The sequence below is a fragment of the Eubacterium sp. AF22-8LB genome, assembly GCF_003458715.1.
Classification (GTDB): Bacteria; Bacillota_I; Bacilli_A; order Erysipelotrichales; family Erysipelotrichaceae; genus Holdemanella.
The window spans coordinates 101,329-117,253 of sequence record NZ_QRVI01000002.1; the positions used below are offsets into that span (position 1 = coordinate 101,329).

Consider the following 15,925-nt stretch of genomic DNA (forward strand, 5'->3'; position numbering starts at 1 on the left):
TTTAATACAGTCAATCTTGAAAGATTGGCTTTTTATTTTGAAAAATTAGAAGAAGGAGAGGACGAATAATATGATTCACAATGATAAAGTTTTAGAAGATGTAAATGCATTACTTGATTACAATTCAGTTAAAGATTTCTTATTCATGAATGTAATTAATGCAGAAACTAATAAAGAAGAATTATCTATGGAGCCACATACAGTTATTGGAGATTTAGCGATTGTATATAGAGTAATGATTAAAACAACTGATAATCAATTTTGCTCAGCTAGAGTTACAAATGAAATGCTTGATCATTATGGTATTGATGTATCGCAGTTGCACAATGATGCTTTAATTTCATCACCAAATATGATGAAACCAGAAATTATTCCACTTGAAACATTGCTGATGGGAGTTCCAGAACAAGAAGCGTGGCAAAATGAAGACAGGCATTTTGTAGTTTTGACAAATGAACATAGAACGGATGGAGCAGCAACAATTTTTTATTCCGGAGTTTTGAATGATCTAACTGAAAAATTAGGGCATGATCTTTATATTGTTCCTTCTTCAACAGATGAATGTTTAGCTTTATGTGATTCTCCAACATTGAATATAGATCGTTTGAAAGAAATGCTTTTACTTATGAACGGTCCAAATTTTATGGATCAAGATAAAAAGTTATCTGATATTTTATATCACTATTATCTGATATTTTATATCACTATGATAAGGATAATCATGTATTAGAGAAATCAGATGATTATGAAAAGAGAATCAACAAACAGAAATATTCACAATTACTTCATTGATATTTGGAGAATTGAAAATGATTAAATACGAAGATATCATTAAGCGAATTTCGTTTATTGAAAAAAGAAAAATTAAAAATGAGGAAAAGATAAAATTTCTAATAGAAGAAAATAATACTTTATCTTCAAATTTAAAAATACTAAATCAGAAAAAAGAAATGTTAGAAAAAATGAATCATGATCTAGCAGATCTTATACCTGATAAGAAAAAGGCTGCAGGCAATTAATGTCTACAGTTGTAGCAAGCAACGTCTTTGGATATCCAAAGACAAGTATTTAGGGAACATCCCTAAGACCCTGAGCTATCAAAAGAGTTGGTAGCTCTTTTTTTGTTGGAGGAGAATATTAAATATGAGTACAGTAACAATTAGTTTATTAAGTTTCCTGGGTGGTTTGATTATTGGAGTTTTCTATATTTTGTTTATACAGGGTGCTTTTTATAAAGATGCGGAAAAGAAATAAACAATTTGTCATTCGTTTATCGGATAGTGAATGGAATCATCTTAATGAATTAGTGAAATATTCAGGACAATCAAGAGAATCCTATCTACGTATGTGTATAAATGGCTTGGTTCCTAGACCTGCACCTAGTGTTGAGCTTGTAGAAGTAACCCAAGAATTAAGACAAATTGCAGAGAGTATTAACGGAATAGCTGGAGCAGTTTATAAACAAAATAAAATGGATGATTCAGTTTACATGGAAAATTATGAGGCGCTTCAAAAACAAATTAACGAAATTATGCTTTTGATTCGGCAACCTATCAATATGGAGGAAATATGGCAATCACAAAAATATGGGCAGTAAAGGATGATTTGAGAAGAGTTTTAAACTATATTGAAAATCCGGATAAGACAAAAGAAGAATTAAGTGATGGATTAAAAGAAGTTTTGGCTTATACAACGCAAGGATACAAAACCAATGAGAAAGAATATATCACTGGAATCAATTGCGAACCTAGTACATCACTAAAGCAGATGATGAATACCAAACTATCCTATAACAAGATGGATGGAAGACTAGCCTATCATGCAGTACAGTCTTTTAAGCCAGGTGAAGTAACCCCAGAAGAATGTCATTCATTAGGTGTGCAATTAGCGAAACAAATGTGGGGAAATCGATTTGAAGTCGTTGTATCTACACATTTAGATAAAGATCATTTGCATAATCACTTTGTTGTGAATTCAGTTTCCTGGGTAGATGGCATGAAGTATGATAACCGGAAAAAAGATATTGATCATTTTCGAGAATTGAATGATGCAATATGTAAACAGCATGGTTTGAATGTTATTGAAAAACCGGAAGGAAAAGCCATGAATTATGGAGAGTGGAATGCAGAAAAAAAGGATGGCATCTATTTTAGAAAGATTATTCGTTATGATGTGGATTCTGTTTTAGCGTATGCTAGAACTTTAGATCAAATGAAATCAGGACTTGAAGATATTGGGTACGTAGTTGATTTAACTGGCAAGCACTGGACTTTAAAACATCCACAGTCGCAAAGAAAGTTTCGATTTTATAAACTTGCTCGTGATGGTCGATATGACGAAGATCATATCATGGAACGAATCAACAACAATTATTTATTTCCAATGCAGCCAGTTAAGGATATTGTGCCATGTAAAGAATATCGTGGTGATCATACAAAATTAAAAGGAATCAAGGCTTTATATATTAGATATTGTTTTGAATTAGGAATTATTCGGCCTAAAGGAAAACGACAGAAATATCCAAGTCCACAGTTAAGAAAGGATTTGATATACATGGATAAAATCACAAATGAAAATACTTTTGTAGGCAAGCATAATCTGGAAACAATCGAAGATGTGCTTGCCTTTAAAGTATCTCTAAATAAAGAAATAGAATCTTGGATGAATCAAAGAAGATCCATCTACAATAAAATTAAAAGAACGCGTGATCCAAATTTGAAAAAGCAATTAGAAATGGATCGTGATACGTTAACTTCTAAAATTGCACATGGGAAAAAGGAAATCAAAATATGCGAAGATATAGAAAAGAGAGTTCCTGATATTCAAGATAAATTAAAAATGGTGAATGCATTAGAAGATGAGCGTATCCAAACACAAAAAGAATATGAAAGGAGCTTGAATTTATGAACAGTGCAGATACTGCAGATCAAATGATGAAGATGACCTTAGAAGGTATACAGGTTGCTGCTGAAGTTGGTTTAAAAGCAGGTGGCATGGCAGCAAGATCTTTGGCTGTCACTTTATATGCTATTTTAAAAGACAATAAAAAAGTGAAAGGAAAAACCAATTTAAATAACTTGTTAAAGTCGGATAAAGAGTTAAAGGTCTTTGCTATTCATCATTCGGATTTAAAAAAGTTTTGTGAAGAAGCAAAACATTATGGAGTTTTATATTCTGTGTTGAAAGAAAAAAATAATACAGATGGGATTGTGGACATTATGGTAAAAGCAGAAGATGCTTCTAAAATCTCAAGGATGGTAGACAAGTTTGATCTAGCTACTATCGATACAAAAGCAATTCGTGAATCTGTATTATCACAACAGAGTATAGATGATGCTAAGCCACTTAGTGATGAAGAGCATGATGCCTTATTGTCAAAGCTAATGGATGATAAAGAAAACCCCAACAAAGCTCGGACAAGCAAGGACGGTACTCCGTTCGAGCCATCTTCAAAAACATCGAAGAAAGAAAACAAGAAGAAAACCGTCGAAAGAAAAAGGTCAACAGCTACTACGGATAGGCCTTCTGTTCGCAAGGAGTTGAAGGACATAAAACAGCAGCAAAACCTAAAATCTTCTGCACCTAAGTATCCAGTTAAGAAAAAATCAAAAAAGAAAGTGAGATAACGATTATGAGAAAATGGTTTAAGAAAAATGATGACGAAATAATTGAAATTCAGGTAGATGATACAGAGAGAAGAATTATTGTTAGGGCATTAGCTGATCTAAGAGATAAACAGCGATTAGCTCATAAGAACTATGATTTTTTAGATTCTCTTATTGTAAAGGTTTGTGATGCAGACCATCCATCAATAAAAGATCACTATGAGAGATGCTAAGAACGACGAATATTTATTTCTAGGCTTATTACTCATTCCTACAATATGGTTTGCATTTTTGATTGCACCATATATGGATCAAGGACTCATTCATGCACTACCTTATCTAAGTGAAGCATTGAATCATCCCTTTCAATTTCAATGGTGTGATAATTCTTTAAAAACGATTGGAATATTCCTGGTTATCTATGTTTTAGGAATTGGTATTTACTTATCCAATGAAAAGAATTACAGACAAAAAGAAGAGTATGGATCAGCTAGATGGGGATATATACGCTCTTTAGTAAAGAAACATTCGAATAAGGATTTCTTTGAAAATAAGTTATTTACGCAAAAAACACGAATGGATATTCATGGAAAAATTAAAAACGTAAATCTTCATACGGTTGTGATTGGTGGTTCTGGCGCTGGTAAAACTCGATATTATGCTAAGCCTAACATTATGCAGTGTAATACGAGCTATGTAGTATTAGATCCAAAAGGAGAAATTATCAAAAGTGTAGGTCATATGCTTGAAGATGAGGGGTATGAAATCAAAGTTATTGATTTAATCGATATGTCTAAATCATTGGGGTATAATCCATTTCATTATATTCAAAGTGACAAGGATGTATTGAAATTGATCACGAATCTAATTCGTAATACAACTCCAAAAGGATCTTCTACAAACGATCCGTTTTGGGAGAAAAGTGAAACAGCATTACTTGAAGCATTGATGTTATATTTATATCATTATGCGCCGGAGGATGAGCAAAACTTTACGATGGTAATGGAGATGCTGAATTATGCTGAAGTAAAAGAAGATGAAGATGATTATGAGAGTCCGTTGGATGAGTTATTTAAACGTCTAGAAACGATAGATAGTAATTCTTTAGCACTTAAACAATATAAAATATATAAACAGGCAGCAGGTAAGACCGCTAAATCTATTTTGATTTCAGTCGGTGTAAGACTTGCTGCTTTTAACTTGGAAGAACTTGCATCACTTACTAGATATGATGAGATGGAGTTAGAGCAGATAGGCGAAAGGAAAACAGCCTTATTTGCGATTATTCCTGATAATGATTCAACATTTAATTTTGTCATCGGTATGTTGTATACTCAGTTATTTCAAATGTTATATTATCAAGCAGATTTTGTTCATGGCGGCCAGCTTCCAGTGCCAGTACATTTTATTATGGATGAATTTGCCAATGTTGCTTTACCAGACGAGTTTGATAAGTTGCTTTCGACAATGCGATCACGACTTATTTTTGTATCCATTATTTTACAGAATTTGGCACAGATCAAAGCATTATATAAGGATACTTGGGAGTCGATTATGGGAAACTGTGATTCTAAATTGTATTTAGGTGGAAATGAACAAAGTACACATGAATATATAAGTAAGGAGCTTGGAAAGGCAACGATTGATACAAATACGTATGGTAAATCAGAAGGTAGAAGTGGAAGTTTCACAACAAATTCTCAGAGAACTGGAAGGGAATTGTTAACTTCTGATGAAGTTCGTTTACTGGACAATAATTATGCTGTTCTATTTTTGAAAGGTGAAAGGCCTGTTCGAGATAGAAAATTTAATTTGTTAAAACATCCTCGTATTAAACAAACAATGGATGGAGGTCGTGAACCGTACATTCATGGACAAGTGAATCATTTTATTGAGGATTGGCAAAATATTCTTCTTAGCAATAATGAGTATGAATTATTGGATGTAGAAGAAACAGAAAACTATTTAAAGGAGATTGAAGAAGATGAAGAAAATAAAAATGATTAGAAAAGTATTATTCTTTGCATATGTTGCATTGGTGATTGTAGGAAACTTTGCAACACCGGTTTATGCAGCAAATGATCCAGTTACTGTTGTAAATAACTTCAGTGAATTTATGTTTGGACTTATTCGAGCGATTGGAATGATTTTATTAGGTTTTGGAATTGTACAGGTAGGACTTTCTTTGAAAAGTCATGATCCAAGTCAAAGAGCGAACGGTTTTATGACGGTAGCCGGAGGAATCATTATTACTTTTGCTAAAGAGATTTTGAATATTATTGTAGGATAGGATGGTGATTTCTAGTGAGTGGAATCATAGATAACCTAACTAGTGCCATCAATACCTGGAATTCTAAATTAGCTGAAATATGGTTGTTATTAACAGAATCACCTGAAACTTTTAAAGGTGGTGATATTTGGCAAATCATAGTTAAAATACATGGAGCACTTCAAGCAATTGGATTAGCACTTCTTGTGCTATTCTTTGTTTGGGGATTGATTAGAACCTGCACAAGTTGGCAGGATGTAAAAAGGCCGGAACAGGCCTTTAAATTGTTTTTAAGATTTATTATTGCCAGGGAAATGGTGATGTATGGAATGGAATTAATGACAAAGATATTTGAGATAGTACAAGGAATTATTCAAGCGATTACTGAAACTGCAGGATTAGGTGTATCAAGTGAAACTGTATTGCCACAAGAAATCATTGATGCAGTAAGTAATACAGGATTTTTGGAATCTATTCCTTTGTGGGCAGTTACACTATTAGGATCAATATTCATTACAATACTATCGTTTGTGATGATTTTAACTGTGTATGGAAGGTTCTTTAAATTGTATATGTACACAGCTATCTCTCCAATACCACTTGCAGCAGCTGCTGGAGAAAGTACACAAAACACAGCATTTACGTTTATTAAAAGCTATGCAGGAGTATGCTTAGAAGGAGCTATTATTGTTCTTGCTTGTATTATTTTTTCAGCTTTTGCGTCTAGTGCACCAGTAGTTGATACTACAGCATCTAGTGTATCTATGGTATGGAGCTATGTCGGTGAACTGATATTTAATATGCTGGTTTTAGTTGGTTCTATTAAAATGAGTGATCGTATAGTCAAAGAAATGATGGGTTTGTGATTTTTTACTTCTTAATAATTAAGATATAAATGAAATTGTGAAGAAATCTATTCAGAAGAAGATACCAAATACTCTAAATTGAGAATGAATCTGATCTGTAAAAAAATTACAGTATCTATTGACCGTAAAAAAATTACGGTTATAATGAAGCTGAGGTGATACTAATGCTTAAACATTTCAGAGTTAATAATTTTAAGAATTTTAAAGATGACTTAGATATTGATTTTTCAGATGTGAATGGATATAAGTTTTCTCAAGATTGTATTACTAATGATTTGATTGGAAAAATGATTATTTATGGTAAAAATGGAAGTGGTAAAACAAATTTAAGTAAAGCTCTTTGTGATTTAAAAGAAACATTAACGATGTCTAATGATATGAAATCAAACCATTCTTTTATTTCAAATGCGAACTCTAATAACGAGATTACGACTTTTACTTATACCTTCCTATTCAATAATAAGAAAGACAAAGTGGTATATGAATATCAAAAAACAGATTTATTCAATTTAACCAATGAAGTATTAAATATAAATGGAAAAATCATCTATTCTTATGATTTTAATAAGAATAGATTTATAGAAAAAAGCGAAGACTATTTTCATAATTCAGATATTTTCTCAATTTATCAAAAAAATACTAATCCATCATTACCATTTGTACGCTGGTTAGTAAATAATGGTGCTGTAGAAAAGAGTTCGGTTTTTAACAAGATGTATGAGTATGCAGTAAAAATAACACAAATATTTACTCCTACAACTGCATTGATTCAATTATCAAGAAATGAATTAGACGAACTTGATCGTAATGTGAATGATTTAGAAGATTTTTTGAATTATATGGGTATTGAATGTAAATTGTCTATGGAAAAACTGCCAGATGGTAGTAAAGAGCTTTATTTTGTATTTAAAAATAGAAAAGTAGCCTTCTTAGAGAATGCATCTAGTGGAACATTGTCATTGTTTAATTTTTATATTCGGTTTTTAATGCCACATAAAGAAAGTTCTATTCTTTATTTTGATGAATTTGATGCCTTTTTTCATTTTGAATTATCTGAAAAAATCATCCAATATATTAAAGAAAAATATAAAGATTCTTTGGTTATCTTTACTACGCACAACACAAATTTAATGAGTAATAAAATTATGCGTCCTGATACATTGTTCATACTTTCAACAAGTGGAAAATTAACACCGTTATGCAAAGCGACGGATCGTGAGTTAAGAGAAGGTCATAATCTTGGTAAATTGTATATGAATGGTGAGTTTGATGAAGACTAAAAATATATTATTTATAGTCGAGGGTAAGAATGATGAGCCACGATTTATTGAGCAACTTTTATCAAAATGTTATCCAGCATCAAACTTTAAAATATATTCCTATGAAGCAAATTTGCATATGCTTGCAAGCAGGTTAGAAAATGATTATTTTGATTTTGAAGAAGATGAATTAGATATATTGCTATTTTTAAAGTCTTACGAAACAAAACATAAAAAAATCTTTGACTTAAAATATACAGATGTATTTCTAATATTCGACTTCGAGCCTCAGCATCCAGATTTGCATTTTGATACGATTCAAAAAATGATTCGGTACTTCAATCAATCTGATGAAAGGGGAAAGTTATTCATTAACTATCCGATGATGCAGTCTTATAGACATTTAAAAGCCCTACCTGATAATGTTTTTTTGCAGACTAGATTGTATAAACAAGATTTTAAACACTATAAAGAAATAGTATCAAATGAAAGCTTTAATAACGACATTTCAACATACGATTACACAACATTCGTAAGTTTAGCATTCCATCATTTAACTAAACTATTATTCATTCAAAATAAAGAGAATCGAGCACCGACAATGGATGATTATGATCATTTAAATTATGCAAAAATATTTGATATTCAATACGAAAACTTGAAAAACAATTTTATTTGGATAGTTAATACATGTATTTTAATTCTAATTGACTACAAACCAAAAAATTTCTTTGATCAAATCACAAAACATGAAACATCATTTAAATTACCCTATATCGAGCAGAGTTAATCTCTGCTTTTATTATGCCATTTTGGAGGAAAGGAAAATAACATGAAAGAATATATATTAAATACAATTGTACTAAAAACAGGAGATTCAATTGAAATAGTTGAACCTTCAACTTTACCTATGAAAGATAGGGTTATGTATAAGTTACAACATGAACAGGATCGAGTTGTGATTTCAAGAGAAAATGGGAAGATGGTGATTCCAATGGAGAATATTATGTTCTCATCATCTATCCCTTTGGACATTATTCATGAGGATTTTGATGATGAAGTCTAATTTTGAAATTAAGATCAATAAGGAAATACGGGATTATACGGAGAGTATATTTTTTGGCTTATCTCTTCGACAGAGCATATTCTCTATTATTGCTTGTGGGATAGCTTGTGGTATCTTCTTTTTGTTGAATGATACGCTAGGGACTGAAATAACTAGCTGGTTATGTATGCTTGGAGCAGCACCATTTGCTGCTTTTGGATTTATAAGATTTCAGGGTATGTATACAGAAGATATTGTTAAGACGGTATTTAATTCGTTGTTATTATCGTCTAGAGATTTAATCAATAAACCATTTAACTTGTATGATGAGGTTTTTGAGCCAATGATTAAACAATCAAGAAAGGAGTCAATTGTACATGATAAAAAGTTACGAAAGATTGAAAAAGCAGAACAAAGAAAGAATAAGAGTGCCTAGGACAGTGCAGGATACCATCCCAGTAGATTCAGTCTATAAGGATGGTATTTTTCGTTCTGGAAACAGATACACAAAGAGTTATAGGTTTTTGGATATTAATTATAAGATTGCATCAGGAGAAGATAAAAATAATTTATTTCTAACATATAGTGATCTACTAAATTCTTTTGATCCATCTGTAATGACGAAAATTACCATTAATAATCGAAAAGTTGATATCAAAAAATTTAAAGAAGATATTTTAATTCCATTAAAAGAGGATGGATTGGATAAGTACAGAGTTGAATATAACGAGATGTTATTGTCCAAATTAGCAGAAGGTGATGATATTATCCAGGAAAAATATATTACAGTTACAGTTTTTAAAAGTAACATAGAAGAAGCTAGATTTACTTTTTCTCGTATAACTGCAGAATTTTCAACTTTATTTTCTAGACTTGGAAGTTCTTGTATTGAATTGGATGCAGAAGAACGTTTAAAGATATTACATGATTTTTATCGAAGTGAAACAGAGGAATTCCAATTAGATCTATCCGATTTAGCTAGGAAAGGACATTATTTTAAAGATTTAATTACTCCAAGAATGTGCAAATACCACAATAAGTATTTTGAGTTTGACGGTAAATATGGTCGTGTTCTTTATTTAAATAATTATCCTGGATTTCTAAAGGATGAATTTGTATCGGAGTTGTGTGATTTGAATAAAAATTTGATGTATTCAATGGATATTATTACAGTGCCCACAGATGAAGCAGTTCGAGAAGTGGAAAATAAATTTCTTGGTGTTGAAAAGAATATTACAGATTGGCAAATGAAGCAGAATCGTAATAACAACTTTTCAGCAATCATTCCATATGATATGGAATTGCAACGCAAAGAGTGTAAGGAGTTCCTGGATGATTTAATTGTACGAGATCAAAGAATGATGCTTTGTAACATTACGGTTGTACATTTAGCTGATTCTATTGAAGAATTGAATAAGGATACAGAAACATTGAAGGCAGTAGCTCGTAAATATGTTTGTGAACTGGAAACTTTGTATTTTTCAAAAAGGCAATTAGATGGTCTACAAACAGTATTGCCAATAGGAGTCAACAAATTAAATATCACGCGTACTTTATTAACCGAAAGTGCGGCTGTATTCATTCCTTTTAGAGCACATGAGATTATGCAAAAGGGTGGGGTTTGGTTTGGCCAAAATGCGATTACAAACAATCCTATTCTTTGTAACAAGGCATTGCTTCAAAATCCTAACTCTTTCTTTTTTGGTATTCCAGGATCCGGGAAATCATTCTTAACAAAAGAAGAAATTGAATTCTTGATCTTATCTACAGATGATGACATTATCATTGCAGATCCAGAAGGAGAATATGATTCCATAATCAATGCTTTAGGTGGACAGATCATACGTATTAGTACAAATAGTACGGATTATATTAATGCAATGGAAATGGTAGAGGGATATGGCGATAGTGGAAACTCAATTGCCGATAAATCTCAATTTTTGATGTCTGTATTTGAAAATTTAGATGCTAATCATGGCGGTATTACACCAATTGACAGATCTATTATCGATAGATGTGTAACGCTAGTTTACCAGGAAGCAAAAACCAATGGCTATGTACCAACGTTAAAACATCTTTATAAAAAGTTATTGGAACAAAATGAACCAGAAGCTAAATCTTTAGCTATTAAACTAGAATTATTTACAAATGGATCATTAAATATATTTGCTCATGAAACGAATGTAGATATCAAGTCTAGAATTTTATCGTTTAACATTTTTAATTTGGGAAAACAATTAAAAACATTAGGCCTATTGGTAATTACAGATGCCATTATCAATCGTGTGAATGAAAACTGGAGAAAAGGGAAACGTACTCATATCTTCATTGATGAGATTCATGTTATTTTTGAGAATGAAGAAAGTGCAACATTCTTTGCCTCGGCCTGGAGGCAGTTCCGTAAAAGAGATGCATATCCTACAGGGATTACACAGAATGTTAAATATTTATTATCGTCTCAGCAAGGAATTAGTATGTTATCCAATTCTGAATTTATTGTCATGTTGAATCAATCGGCAAACGATAGAGAAGATTTAGCTAAATTGTTAAATATCTCAGAGGAACAGATGAGCTATATTACAAATGCTCCTATAGGCTGTGGATTGATTAAGTATGGTGGATCTATAGTTCCATTTGTAAATAAGATGCCAAAAGGATTGTTGTATGATTTAAATACTACAAGGCCAGGAGATAAAAAAATAATTGTCCAATAAAATACAAAAGACTCATTAAAAAATTAGATTTAATGAGTCTTGTTTATATATAAAATGTTGAGGTATCAGCTAATTCAGAACAAGATATTTTCGAATACATCAACTAAGTTTTGGGACAATTAAAGTAAGCAAGTATTAAAGATGTTAAAGGAGTTGATGTAGATGAAAGCTATAAAGACAAAACAGAAAGTACTATCCATAAAAACAAAGGATGTTAAAGGGAATGTGAATCATTTTATTAAGCAGCAAACTATTCACATAAGAAATAAGGAAGAAGATAAAAAGGTAGAACAGTCTGTTAAAACAAATCCGAACGTACAAGCTACGAATAACGTTAGTGAAGTTGCTAAGCAGACGTTTATAGAATCAAAGCAGCGTGCTACAAAATTTATTAAACATAAGCATAGAGAGCATAAGTTTAAAACTGCAGATAAGAAGGCAATGAGTGAATCTATTCCGGTACACAATCAAAGAATTACTTATGTATCTAAGGCAAAGCATCATGTTGTAAACAAAATAAATATTTCTAAGATTAAACAAACAGCGGATAAAGTAGTAACACAACCGGCTATTAAGAGTACAAATAGAGTAATAAAAACATCCATAGAAGTGGTCAAGAAGAGTGTATCAGCGATGAATACACTTTTTTCTTTTGGAACGGGATTGATTTTATTACTTGTTGTTACTTTATTTATTGGAACATTTAGTGTGCTGGCACAGGATGGTGGATCAAATAGTGAAATTGTTTCTTTAAGTGAAGAAGTCATTGCGTATGAAGATACAATTCGAAAATATGCAAAAGAATATGATATTGAGGATTATGTCACCTTATTACAGGCAATTATGATGCAGGAGTCAGGAGGAAAAGGCAATGATCCAATGCAGGCAAGTGAGTCAGGGTATAATACAAAATATCCTAGAGTACCTAATGGAATTACGGACCCTGAGTATTCTATTGAAGTGGGAACACATACTTTTTCAGATTGTTTAAAGAAAGCAAAAGTAAAGGATTCATCCGATACGGAACGTATATATTTGGCTTTGCAGGGATATAATTACGGCTCTGGCTATATTGAATGGGCAATTCGTAATTTTGGTGGATATTCTAAATATAATGCACAACAGTTTTCTGATAATAAAAAACAAGAGTTAAATGTATCCGGCTATGGGGATCCTTCTTACGTTGATCACGTTATGAGATATGTAGGGATCACTTTTAGAGGTGGTACAAATCCTAATTTTAATAATCTAGAAGCCTGGGTGACAAGGAATCCTTATGCACAGGCTGGATTATATGGACAATGTACATGGTTTGCTTGGGGAAGATTTTATGAATTATATGGATATGATCCGGGCTTTAGCGGTGATGGAAGCAGTTGTGTTAAGGAATTGATAGCAGCACATCCAGACAAATTTGAACGATCTTCTTCGCCAAAAGCCGGTGCAGTGTTCTCTGCTATTGGACATAATCATGTTGGCATAGTCATTGCAGTAAAAGACAATACATTAACTGTTCAAGAAGGTAATCTTGATGGTATTACAAATACATTTCAAGATGCAAAAAAGGATTGGCAAACAAAATCCTATACGTTAGATCAATTAAGATCTATATATGGTGGAGTGGTGTTTGCTAACCCAAAGTAAAAGTGGCGGGAAATTATCATCTCCAAATATTTTATTTACAAGTATATTTTAAATGATGAAAAACTATTGTTACTAAAATTATTAACATTTAAGAAAATTTATGGTAGATAATGAATAAGCTAAGTCCTGAAGATAAGATGAGGGTTAGAAAAACAATGGATTTAGAGGGAAATAAAAACAGTCGAAATAGGTGAAAAAAAGCACCTGGCAAATGCTAGGTGCATTCTTTGACAAATGGTGATCTCAGTAGGAATCGAAAAGCGATTTTGTTTAGAGTGGATTTTATTGTTGTTTCTGCTTTATATAAAGCTGCAATAATTCAATAAAATGCAAAAATCCTATAGTTTTTATCTGCTTTTGAAAATTTTTTGATAAAATTTTGCAATCAAAAAAAGAAATCTAGTAACTGATTGAAACTACGTAATTTCAAAGTAGAGATGTTTTAAAGTTTAATTTATCTTCATTATTAAGTTTGATATCTTTTAAAATATTAATCATCATTTCTTTATCATGTGCTTCTTCATAGTAATCCAAAATAAAATTTTGAATTAATGGAATATCTTCATAATTACTATTTTTCAGGAGTGATTTGTAATAAATGTTAATTTTTGTTTCAAAATCATTGTTTTTGTTTTGAATTTTAGCACTTATTGCTTCAATAAATGGAATATAAAAATGATCACATTCTTTGATTACTTTAGAACATTCGTTAAGTGCATTGAGAGGTTTGTTTAATTTATATAAAGAAAATGGAATGAAATAGCATAAATCTGGTGATGGATCACCAGCATCTTTAGCTAAGTTGGTATAATGAATACATTCTTCATAGTTCTGACTTAATAAGGCATTCCAAGCTAAGTTATGATAGATTTGATCTTGACAATAATTGAAAGTACCATTATTGGTTGAAGAAAGAATGTTGAGAAGTTTTTTCTTCGATTCGTCAAACATATGCATGTTTGTTAAAGTTATGCATTCAAACATATCGATAGTTATTAAACGGCTATAGTTGTTATATTGTCTTAATAAAGGCTTACATTCAATACATTTTTCATATGCAATGATATATTTGTTTAATTCTGAATATACGCTTACTAATTGAAAAGTGTTCATGGCATTTACAGAGGAGTTAGGTGAACATAATTGATTAGATTTTTTAAAATAATCTAATGCAATGGAATTTGTGGAAACACTACGTTTGTAGAAAATACCAAGGAAACAATAATAAATAGATAGCTCATCATTTTGTAGGCAATCAATATGAGTATCTATAATATTTTTGATTTCAATTATTTTAGAATTATCCCTTTGAATTCTTAGATAATAAAATATTTTAATAATCAAACAAACAAAAAAACCATATGAATTTGATAAAATAGATTCTTGATTATCAAAGTTTTCACATAATTGTTGAATTGAATCATTTTGTTCTAAAAAGAAAAAATCAAACAATGTGAATAATGTTTTCCTTGATTGGTGCCATAATTCTATATCTGTATTAAATTGTAAATGAAGCAAGTGATTTAACTGTATGTATAAACCGTCTGGAAAATGTCTTTTCCCATTTTCTAATTCACTCAAGAATCCTTTGTTCATTCGTAATTGTTTAGCAAAATTGGATAAAGAAATGTTCTGCTGCATGCGGTGAAATCTATAAAAAGCACCCATGATGTGTTCAGATGTGATTAATTTTAGAGTGAAATGCTTTGTATTTTGAAATGACATGATTTTCTCCTTATGGTGTTAATTATCACATGTCATTTTAATGGTTTCAAGCAAAATATTACTTTCTTAACTTTTTTAAATTTACAATCATTTGTATTATGAAACGTTGTTCATCTAAAGTGAAGTTTTGCATTTCGCTAAGCGTAGAATAATTTTCATAGATTAGTTTTTTAATCTCGTTATTTACATCGATTGTTGTTCTTGATGTTGTGCGATTTAGAATGAAATCGGTACTTACATGAAAATAATCAGATAGTTTTCGCAAAATGTCGTCTGGAATTCTCCTCTTACCAGTCTCCATTTTGCCTATTGCTTGTTGGGACATCCCCACCACTTCACCAAGATTTTTTTGAGTGATTCCATACTCATCTCTAAGAATTTTTATGTTATTTGTTTTATCTTTGTTATCCATACCAAAATTCTATAGCAACATGAACTGAGAAATAATACAAATGGATGTATTGAAAGTACAAATAGATTTAATATATACATCGTATAGATGTATATCCACTAAAGTTAGTAAACGAGAAAGCTAGATATTTTTTTCTTATTTGATAATATTTACGAAAAGAAAGTGGGGAAAGTTATGAAAAAATTATTAACAGTATTATGTTTAATTTTATTGTTATTTGCAATTATGCCGATTGGTGCAGAGGAAACTGAAAGTGCTGGAAATAGTAATGAAAAAAATTCTGAATCAAAAAATAACAATTCATCAGATGAAGATGAAGGTATCGAATTATGTGGTGGTGGATGGATCAAAGAATAATGTTAAGCAATTGGTTTAATTACTAATTG

Annotated in this window: 18 protein-coding genes; 16 read left to right on the forward strand and 2 right to left on the reverse strand. The window is 31.1% G+C overall.

Annotation, left to right across the window (positions count from 1 at the left end):
- Positions 1-70: 70 nt before the first annotated feature.
- From DWY01_RS01450 to DWY01_RS01520, 15 genes are all read left to right on the forward strand, one after another.
- Entirely contained in the window at positions 71-730 is a 660-nt protein-coding gene (locus DWY01_RS01450; RefSeq protein WP_117992563.1) for a DUF5688 family protein, read from the forward strand.
- 79 nt (positions 731-809) lie between these two features.
- On the forward strand, positions 810-1,019 hold the full coding sequence (locus tag DWY01_RS01455; RefSeq protein WP_117992564.1) for a hypothetical protein: 210 nt from the start codon (positions 810-812) through the stop codon (positions 1,017-1,019).
- A gap of 218 nt (positions 1,020-1,237) precedes the next feature.
- The gene (locus tag DWY01_RS01460) at positions 1,238-1,597 is read left to right on the forward strand and encodes a hypothetical protein (protein ID WP_117992565.1); all 360 of its coding nucleotides are present in this window, start codon (positions 1,238-1,240) and stop codon (positions 1,595-1,597) included.
- Complete coding sequence (locus tag DWY01_RS01465; RefSeq protein ID WP_117992566.1) at positions 1,570-2,907, forward strand: relaxase/mobilization nuclease domain-containing protein; 1,338 nt, start codon at positions 1,570-1,572, stop codon at positions 2,905-2,907. The genes DWY01_RS01460 and DWY01_RS01465 overlap by 28 nt, the downstream gene beginning before the upstream one ends.
- Positions 2,904-3,626: a PcfB family protein gene (locus DWY01_RS01470; RefSeq protein ID WP_117992567.1), complete on the forward strand. Its 723-nt coding sequence runs from the start codon at positions 2,904-2,906 to the stop codon at positions 3,624-3,626. The genes DWY01_RS01465 and DWY01_RS01470 overlap by 4 nt, the downstream gene beginning before the upstream one ends.
- 5 nt (positions 3,627-3,631) lie before the next feature.
- The gene (locus DWY01_RS01475) at positions 3,632-3,838 is read left to right on the forward strand and encodes a hypothetical protein (protein WP_117924928.1); all 207 of its coding nucleotides are present in this window, start codon (positions 3,632-3,634) and stop codon (positions 3,836-3,838) included.
- The gene (locus DWY01_RS01480) at positions 3,825-5,612 is read left to right on the forward strand and encodes a VirD4-like conjugal transfer protein, CD1115 family (RefSeq protein ID WP_117992568.1); all 1,788 of its coding nucleotides are present in this window, start codon (positions 3,825-3,827) and stop codon (positions 5,610-5,612) included. The genes DWY01_RS01475 and DWY01_RS01480 overlap by 14 nt, the downstream gene beginning before the upstream one ends.
- Positions 5,590-5,895: a glutamyl-tRNA amidotransferase gene (locus DWY01_RS01485; RefSeq protein ID WP_117992569.1), complete on the forward strand. Its 306-nt coding sequence runs from the start codon at positions 5,590-5,592 to the stop codon at positions 5,893-5,895. Before DWY01_RS01480 ends, DWY01_RS01485 begins: the two co-directional genes overlap by 23 nt.
- Positions 5,896-5,909: 14 nt before the next feature.
- Positions 5,910-6,740: a hypothetical protein gene (locus DWY01_RS01490; RefSeq protein ID WP_117992570.1), complete on the forward strand. Its 831-nt coding sequence runs from the start codon at positions 5,910-5,912 to the stop codon at positions 6,738-6,740.
- Between the two features lie 164 nt (positions 6,741-6,904).
- A complete protein-coding gene (locus tag DWY01_RS01495; protein ID WP_117924920.1) occupies positions 6,905-8,020 on the forward strand; it encodes an ATP/GTP-binding protein in 1,116 nt (371 codons plus the stop codon).
- Positions 8,010-8,789, forward strand: coding sequence for a hypothetical protein (locus tag DWY01_RS01500; RefSeq protein WP_117924918.1), 780 nt, complete (start codon positions 8,010-8,012; stop codon positions 8,787-8,789). The genes DWY01_RS01495 and DWY01_RS01500 overlap by 11 nt, the downstream gene beginning before the upstream one ends.
- 42 nt (positions 8,790-8,831) lie before the next feature.
- Complete coding sequence (locus DWY01_RS01505; RefSeq protein WP_117992571.1) at positions 8,832-9,065, forward strand: hypothetical protein; 234 nt, start codon at positions 8,832-8,834, stop codon at positions 9,063-9,065.
- Positions 9,052-9,480, forward strand: coding sequence for a PrgI family protein (locus DWY01_RS01510; protein WP_117992572.1), 429 nt, complete (start codon positions 9,052-9,054; stop codon positions 9,478-9,480). The genes DWY01_RS01505 and DWY01_RS01510 overlap by 14 nt, the downstream gene beginning before the upstream one ends.
- On the forward strand, positions 9,422-11,758 hold the full coding sequence (locus DWY01_RS01515; RefSeq protein WP_117992573.1) for a VirB4-like conjugal transfer ATPase, CD1110 family: 2,337 nt from the start codon (positions 9,422-9,424) through the stop codon (positions 11,756-11,758). The genes DWY01_RS01510 and DWY01_RS01515 overlap by 59 nt, the downstream gene beginning before the upstream one ends.
- Positions 11,759-11,920: 162 nt before the next feature.
- Positions 11,921-13,402 carry a lysozyme family protein gene (locus DWY01_RS01520; RefSeq protein ID WP_117992574.1) on the forward strand — a complete coding sequence of 494 codons (1,482 nt, stop codon included), beginning with the start codon at positions 11,921-11,923 and terminating at the stop codon, positions 13,400-13,402.
- A gap of 426 nt (positions 13,403-13,828) precedes the next feature.
- Here DWY01_RS01520 and DWY01_RS01525 read toward each other — a convergent pair whose 3' ends face one another.
- Both DWY01_RS01525 and DWY01_RS01530 read right to left on the reverse strand, forming a co-directional pair.
- Positions 13,829-15,127 (reverse strand): helix-turn-helix transcriptional regulator, encoded by a 1,299-nt coding sequence (locus tag DWY01_RS01525; RefSeq protein WP_117992575.1) that lies wholly within the window; start codon positions 15,125-15,127, stop codon positions 13,829-13,831.
- Between the two features lie 58 nt (positions 15,128-15,185).
- Positions 15,186-15,539 (reverse strand): helix-turn-helix domain-containing protein, encoded by a 354-nt coding sequence (locus DWY01_RS01530; protein WP_117992576.1) that lies wholly within the window; start codon positions 15,537-15,539, stop codon positions 15,186-15,188.
- A gap of 174 nt (positions 15,540-15,713) precedes the next feature.
- Here DWY01_RS01530 and DWY01_RS01535 point away from each other — a divergent pair, with 174 nt between their 5' ends.
- Positions 15,714-15,896: a hypothetical protein gene (locus tag DWY01_RS01535; protein WP_117992577.1), complete on the forward strand. Its 183-nt coding sequence runs from the start codon at positions 15,714-15,716 to the stop codon at positions 15,894-15,896.
- The last annotated feature ends 29 nt before the right edge of the window (positions 15,897-15,925 follow it).

Excerpts from the sequence above, each read along its gene's own strand:
- DWY01_RS01450 (WP_117992563.1), top strand. The coding sequence starts at position 71 with ATGATTCACAATGATAAAGTTTTAGAAGATGTAAATGCATTACTTGAT.
- DWY01_RS01515 (WP_117992573.1), top strand. The coding sequence starts at position 9,422 with ATGATAAAAAGTTACGAAAGATTGAAAAAGCAGAACAAAGAAAGAATA.
- DWY01_RS01465 (WP_117992566.1), top strand. The coding sequence starts at position 1,570 with ATGGCAATCACAAAAATATGGGCAGTAAAGGATGATTTGAGAAGAGTT.
- DWY01_RS01475 (WP_117924928.1), top strand. The coding sequence starts at position 3,632 with ATGAGAAAATGGTTTAAGAAAAATGATGACGAAATAATTGAAATTCAG.
- DWY01_RS01480 (WP_117992568.1), top strand. The coding sequence starts at position 3,825 with ATGAGAGATGCTAAGAACGACGAATATTTATTTCTAGGCTTATTACTC.
- DWY01_RS01495 (WP_117924920.1), top strand. The coding sequence starts at position 6,905 with ATGCTTAAACATTTCAGAGTTAATAATTTTAAGAATTTTAAAGATGAC.
- DWY01_RS01535 (WP_117992577.1), top strand. The coding sequence starts at position 15,714 with ATGAAAAAATTATTAACAGTATTATGTTTAATTTTATTGTTATTTGCA.
- DWY01_RS01520 (WP_117992574.1), top strand. The coding sequence starts at position 11,921 with ATGAAAGCTATAAAGACAAAACAGAAAGTACTATCCATAAAAACAAAG.
- DWY01_RS01510 (WP_117992572.1), top strand. The coding sequence starts at position 9,052 with ATGATGAAGTCTAATTTTGAAATTAAGATCAATAAGGAAATACGGGAT.
- DWY01_RS01455 (WP_117992564.1), top strand. The coding sequence starts at position 810 with ATGATTAAATACGAAGATATCATTAAGCGAATTTCGTTTATTGAAAAA.
- DWY01_RS01505 (WP_117992571.1), top strand. The coding sequence starts at position 8,832 with ATGAAAGAATATATATTAAATACAATTGTACTAAAAACAGGAGATTCA.
- DWY01_RS01525 (WP_117992575.1), bottom strand. The coding sequence starts at position 15,127 with ATGTCATTTCAAAATACAAAGCATTTCACTCTAAAATTAATCACATCT.
- DWY01_RS01470 (WP_117992567.1), top strand. The coding sequence starts at position 2,904 with ATGAACAGTGCAGATACTGCAGATCAAATGATGAAGATGACCTTAGAA.
- DWY01_RS01500 (WP_117924918.1), top strand. The coding sequence starts at position 8,010 with ATGAAGACTAAAAATATATTATTTATAGTCGAGGGTAAGAATGATGAG.
- DWY01_RS01530 (WP_117992576.1), bottom strand. The coding sequence starts at position 15,539 with ATGGATAACAAAGATAAAACAAATAACATAAAAATTCTTAGAGATGAG.
- DWY01_RS01485 (WP_117992569.1), top strand. The coding sequence starts at position 5,590 with ATGAAGAAAATAAAAATGATTAGAAAAGTATTATTCTTTGCATATGTT.
- DWY01_RS01460 (WP_117992565.1), top strand. The coding sequence starts at position 1,238 with ATGCGGAAAAGAAATAAACAATTTGTCATTCGTTTATCGGATAGTGAA.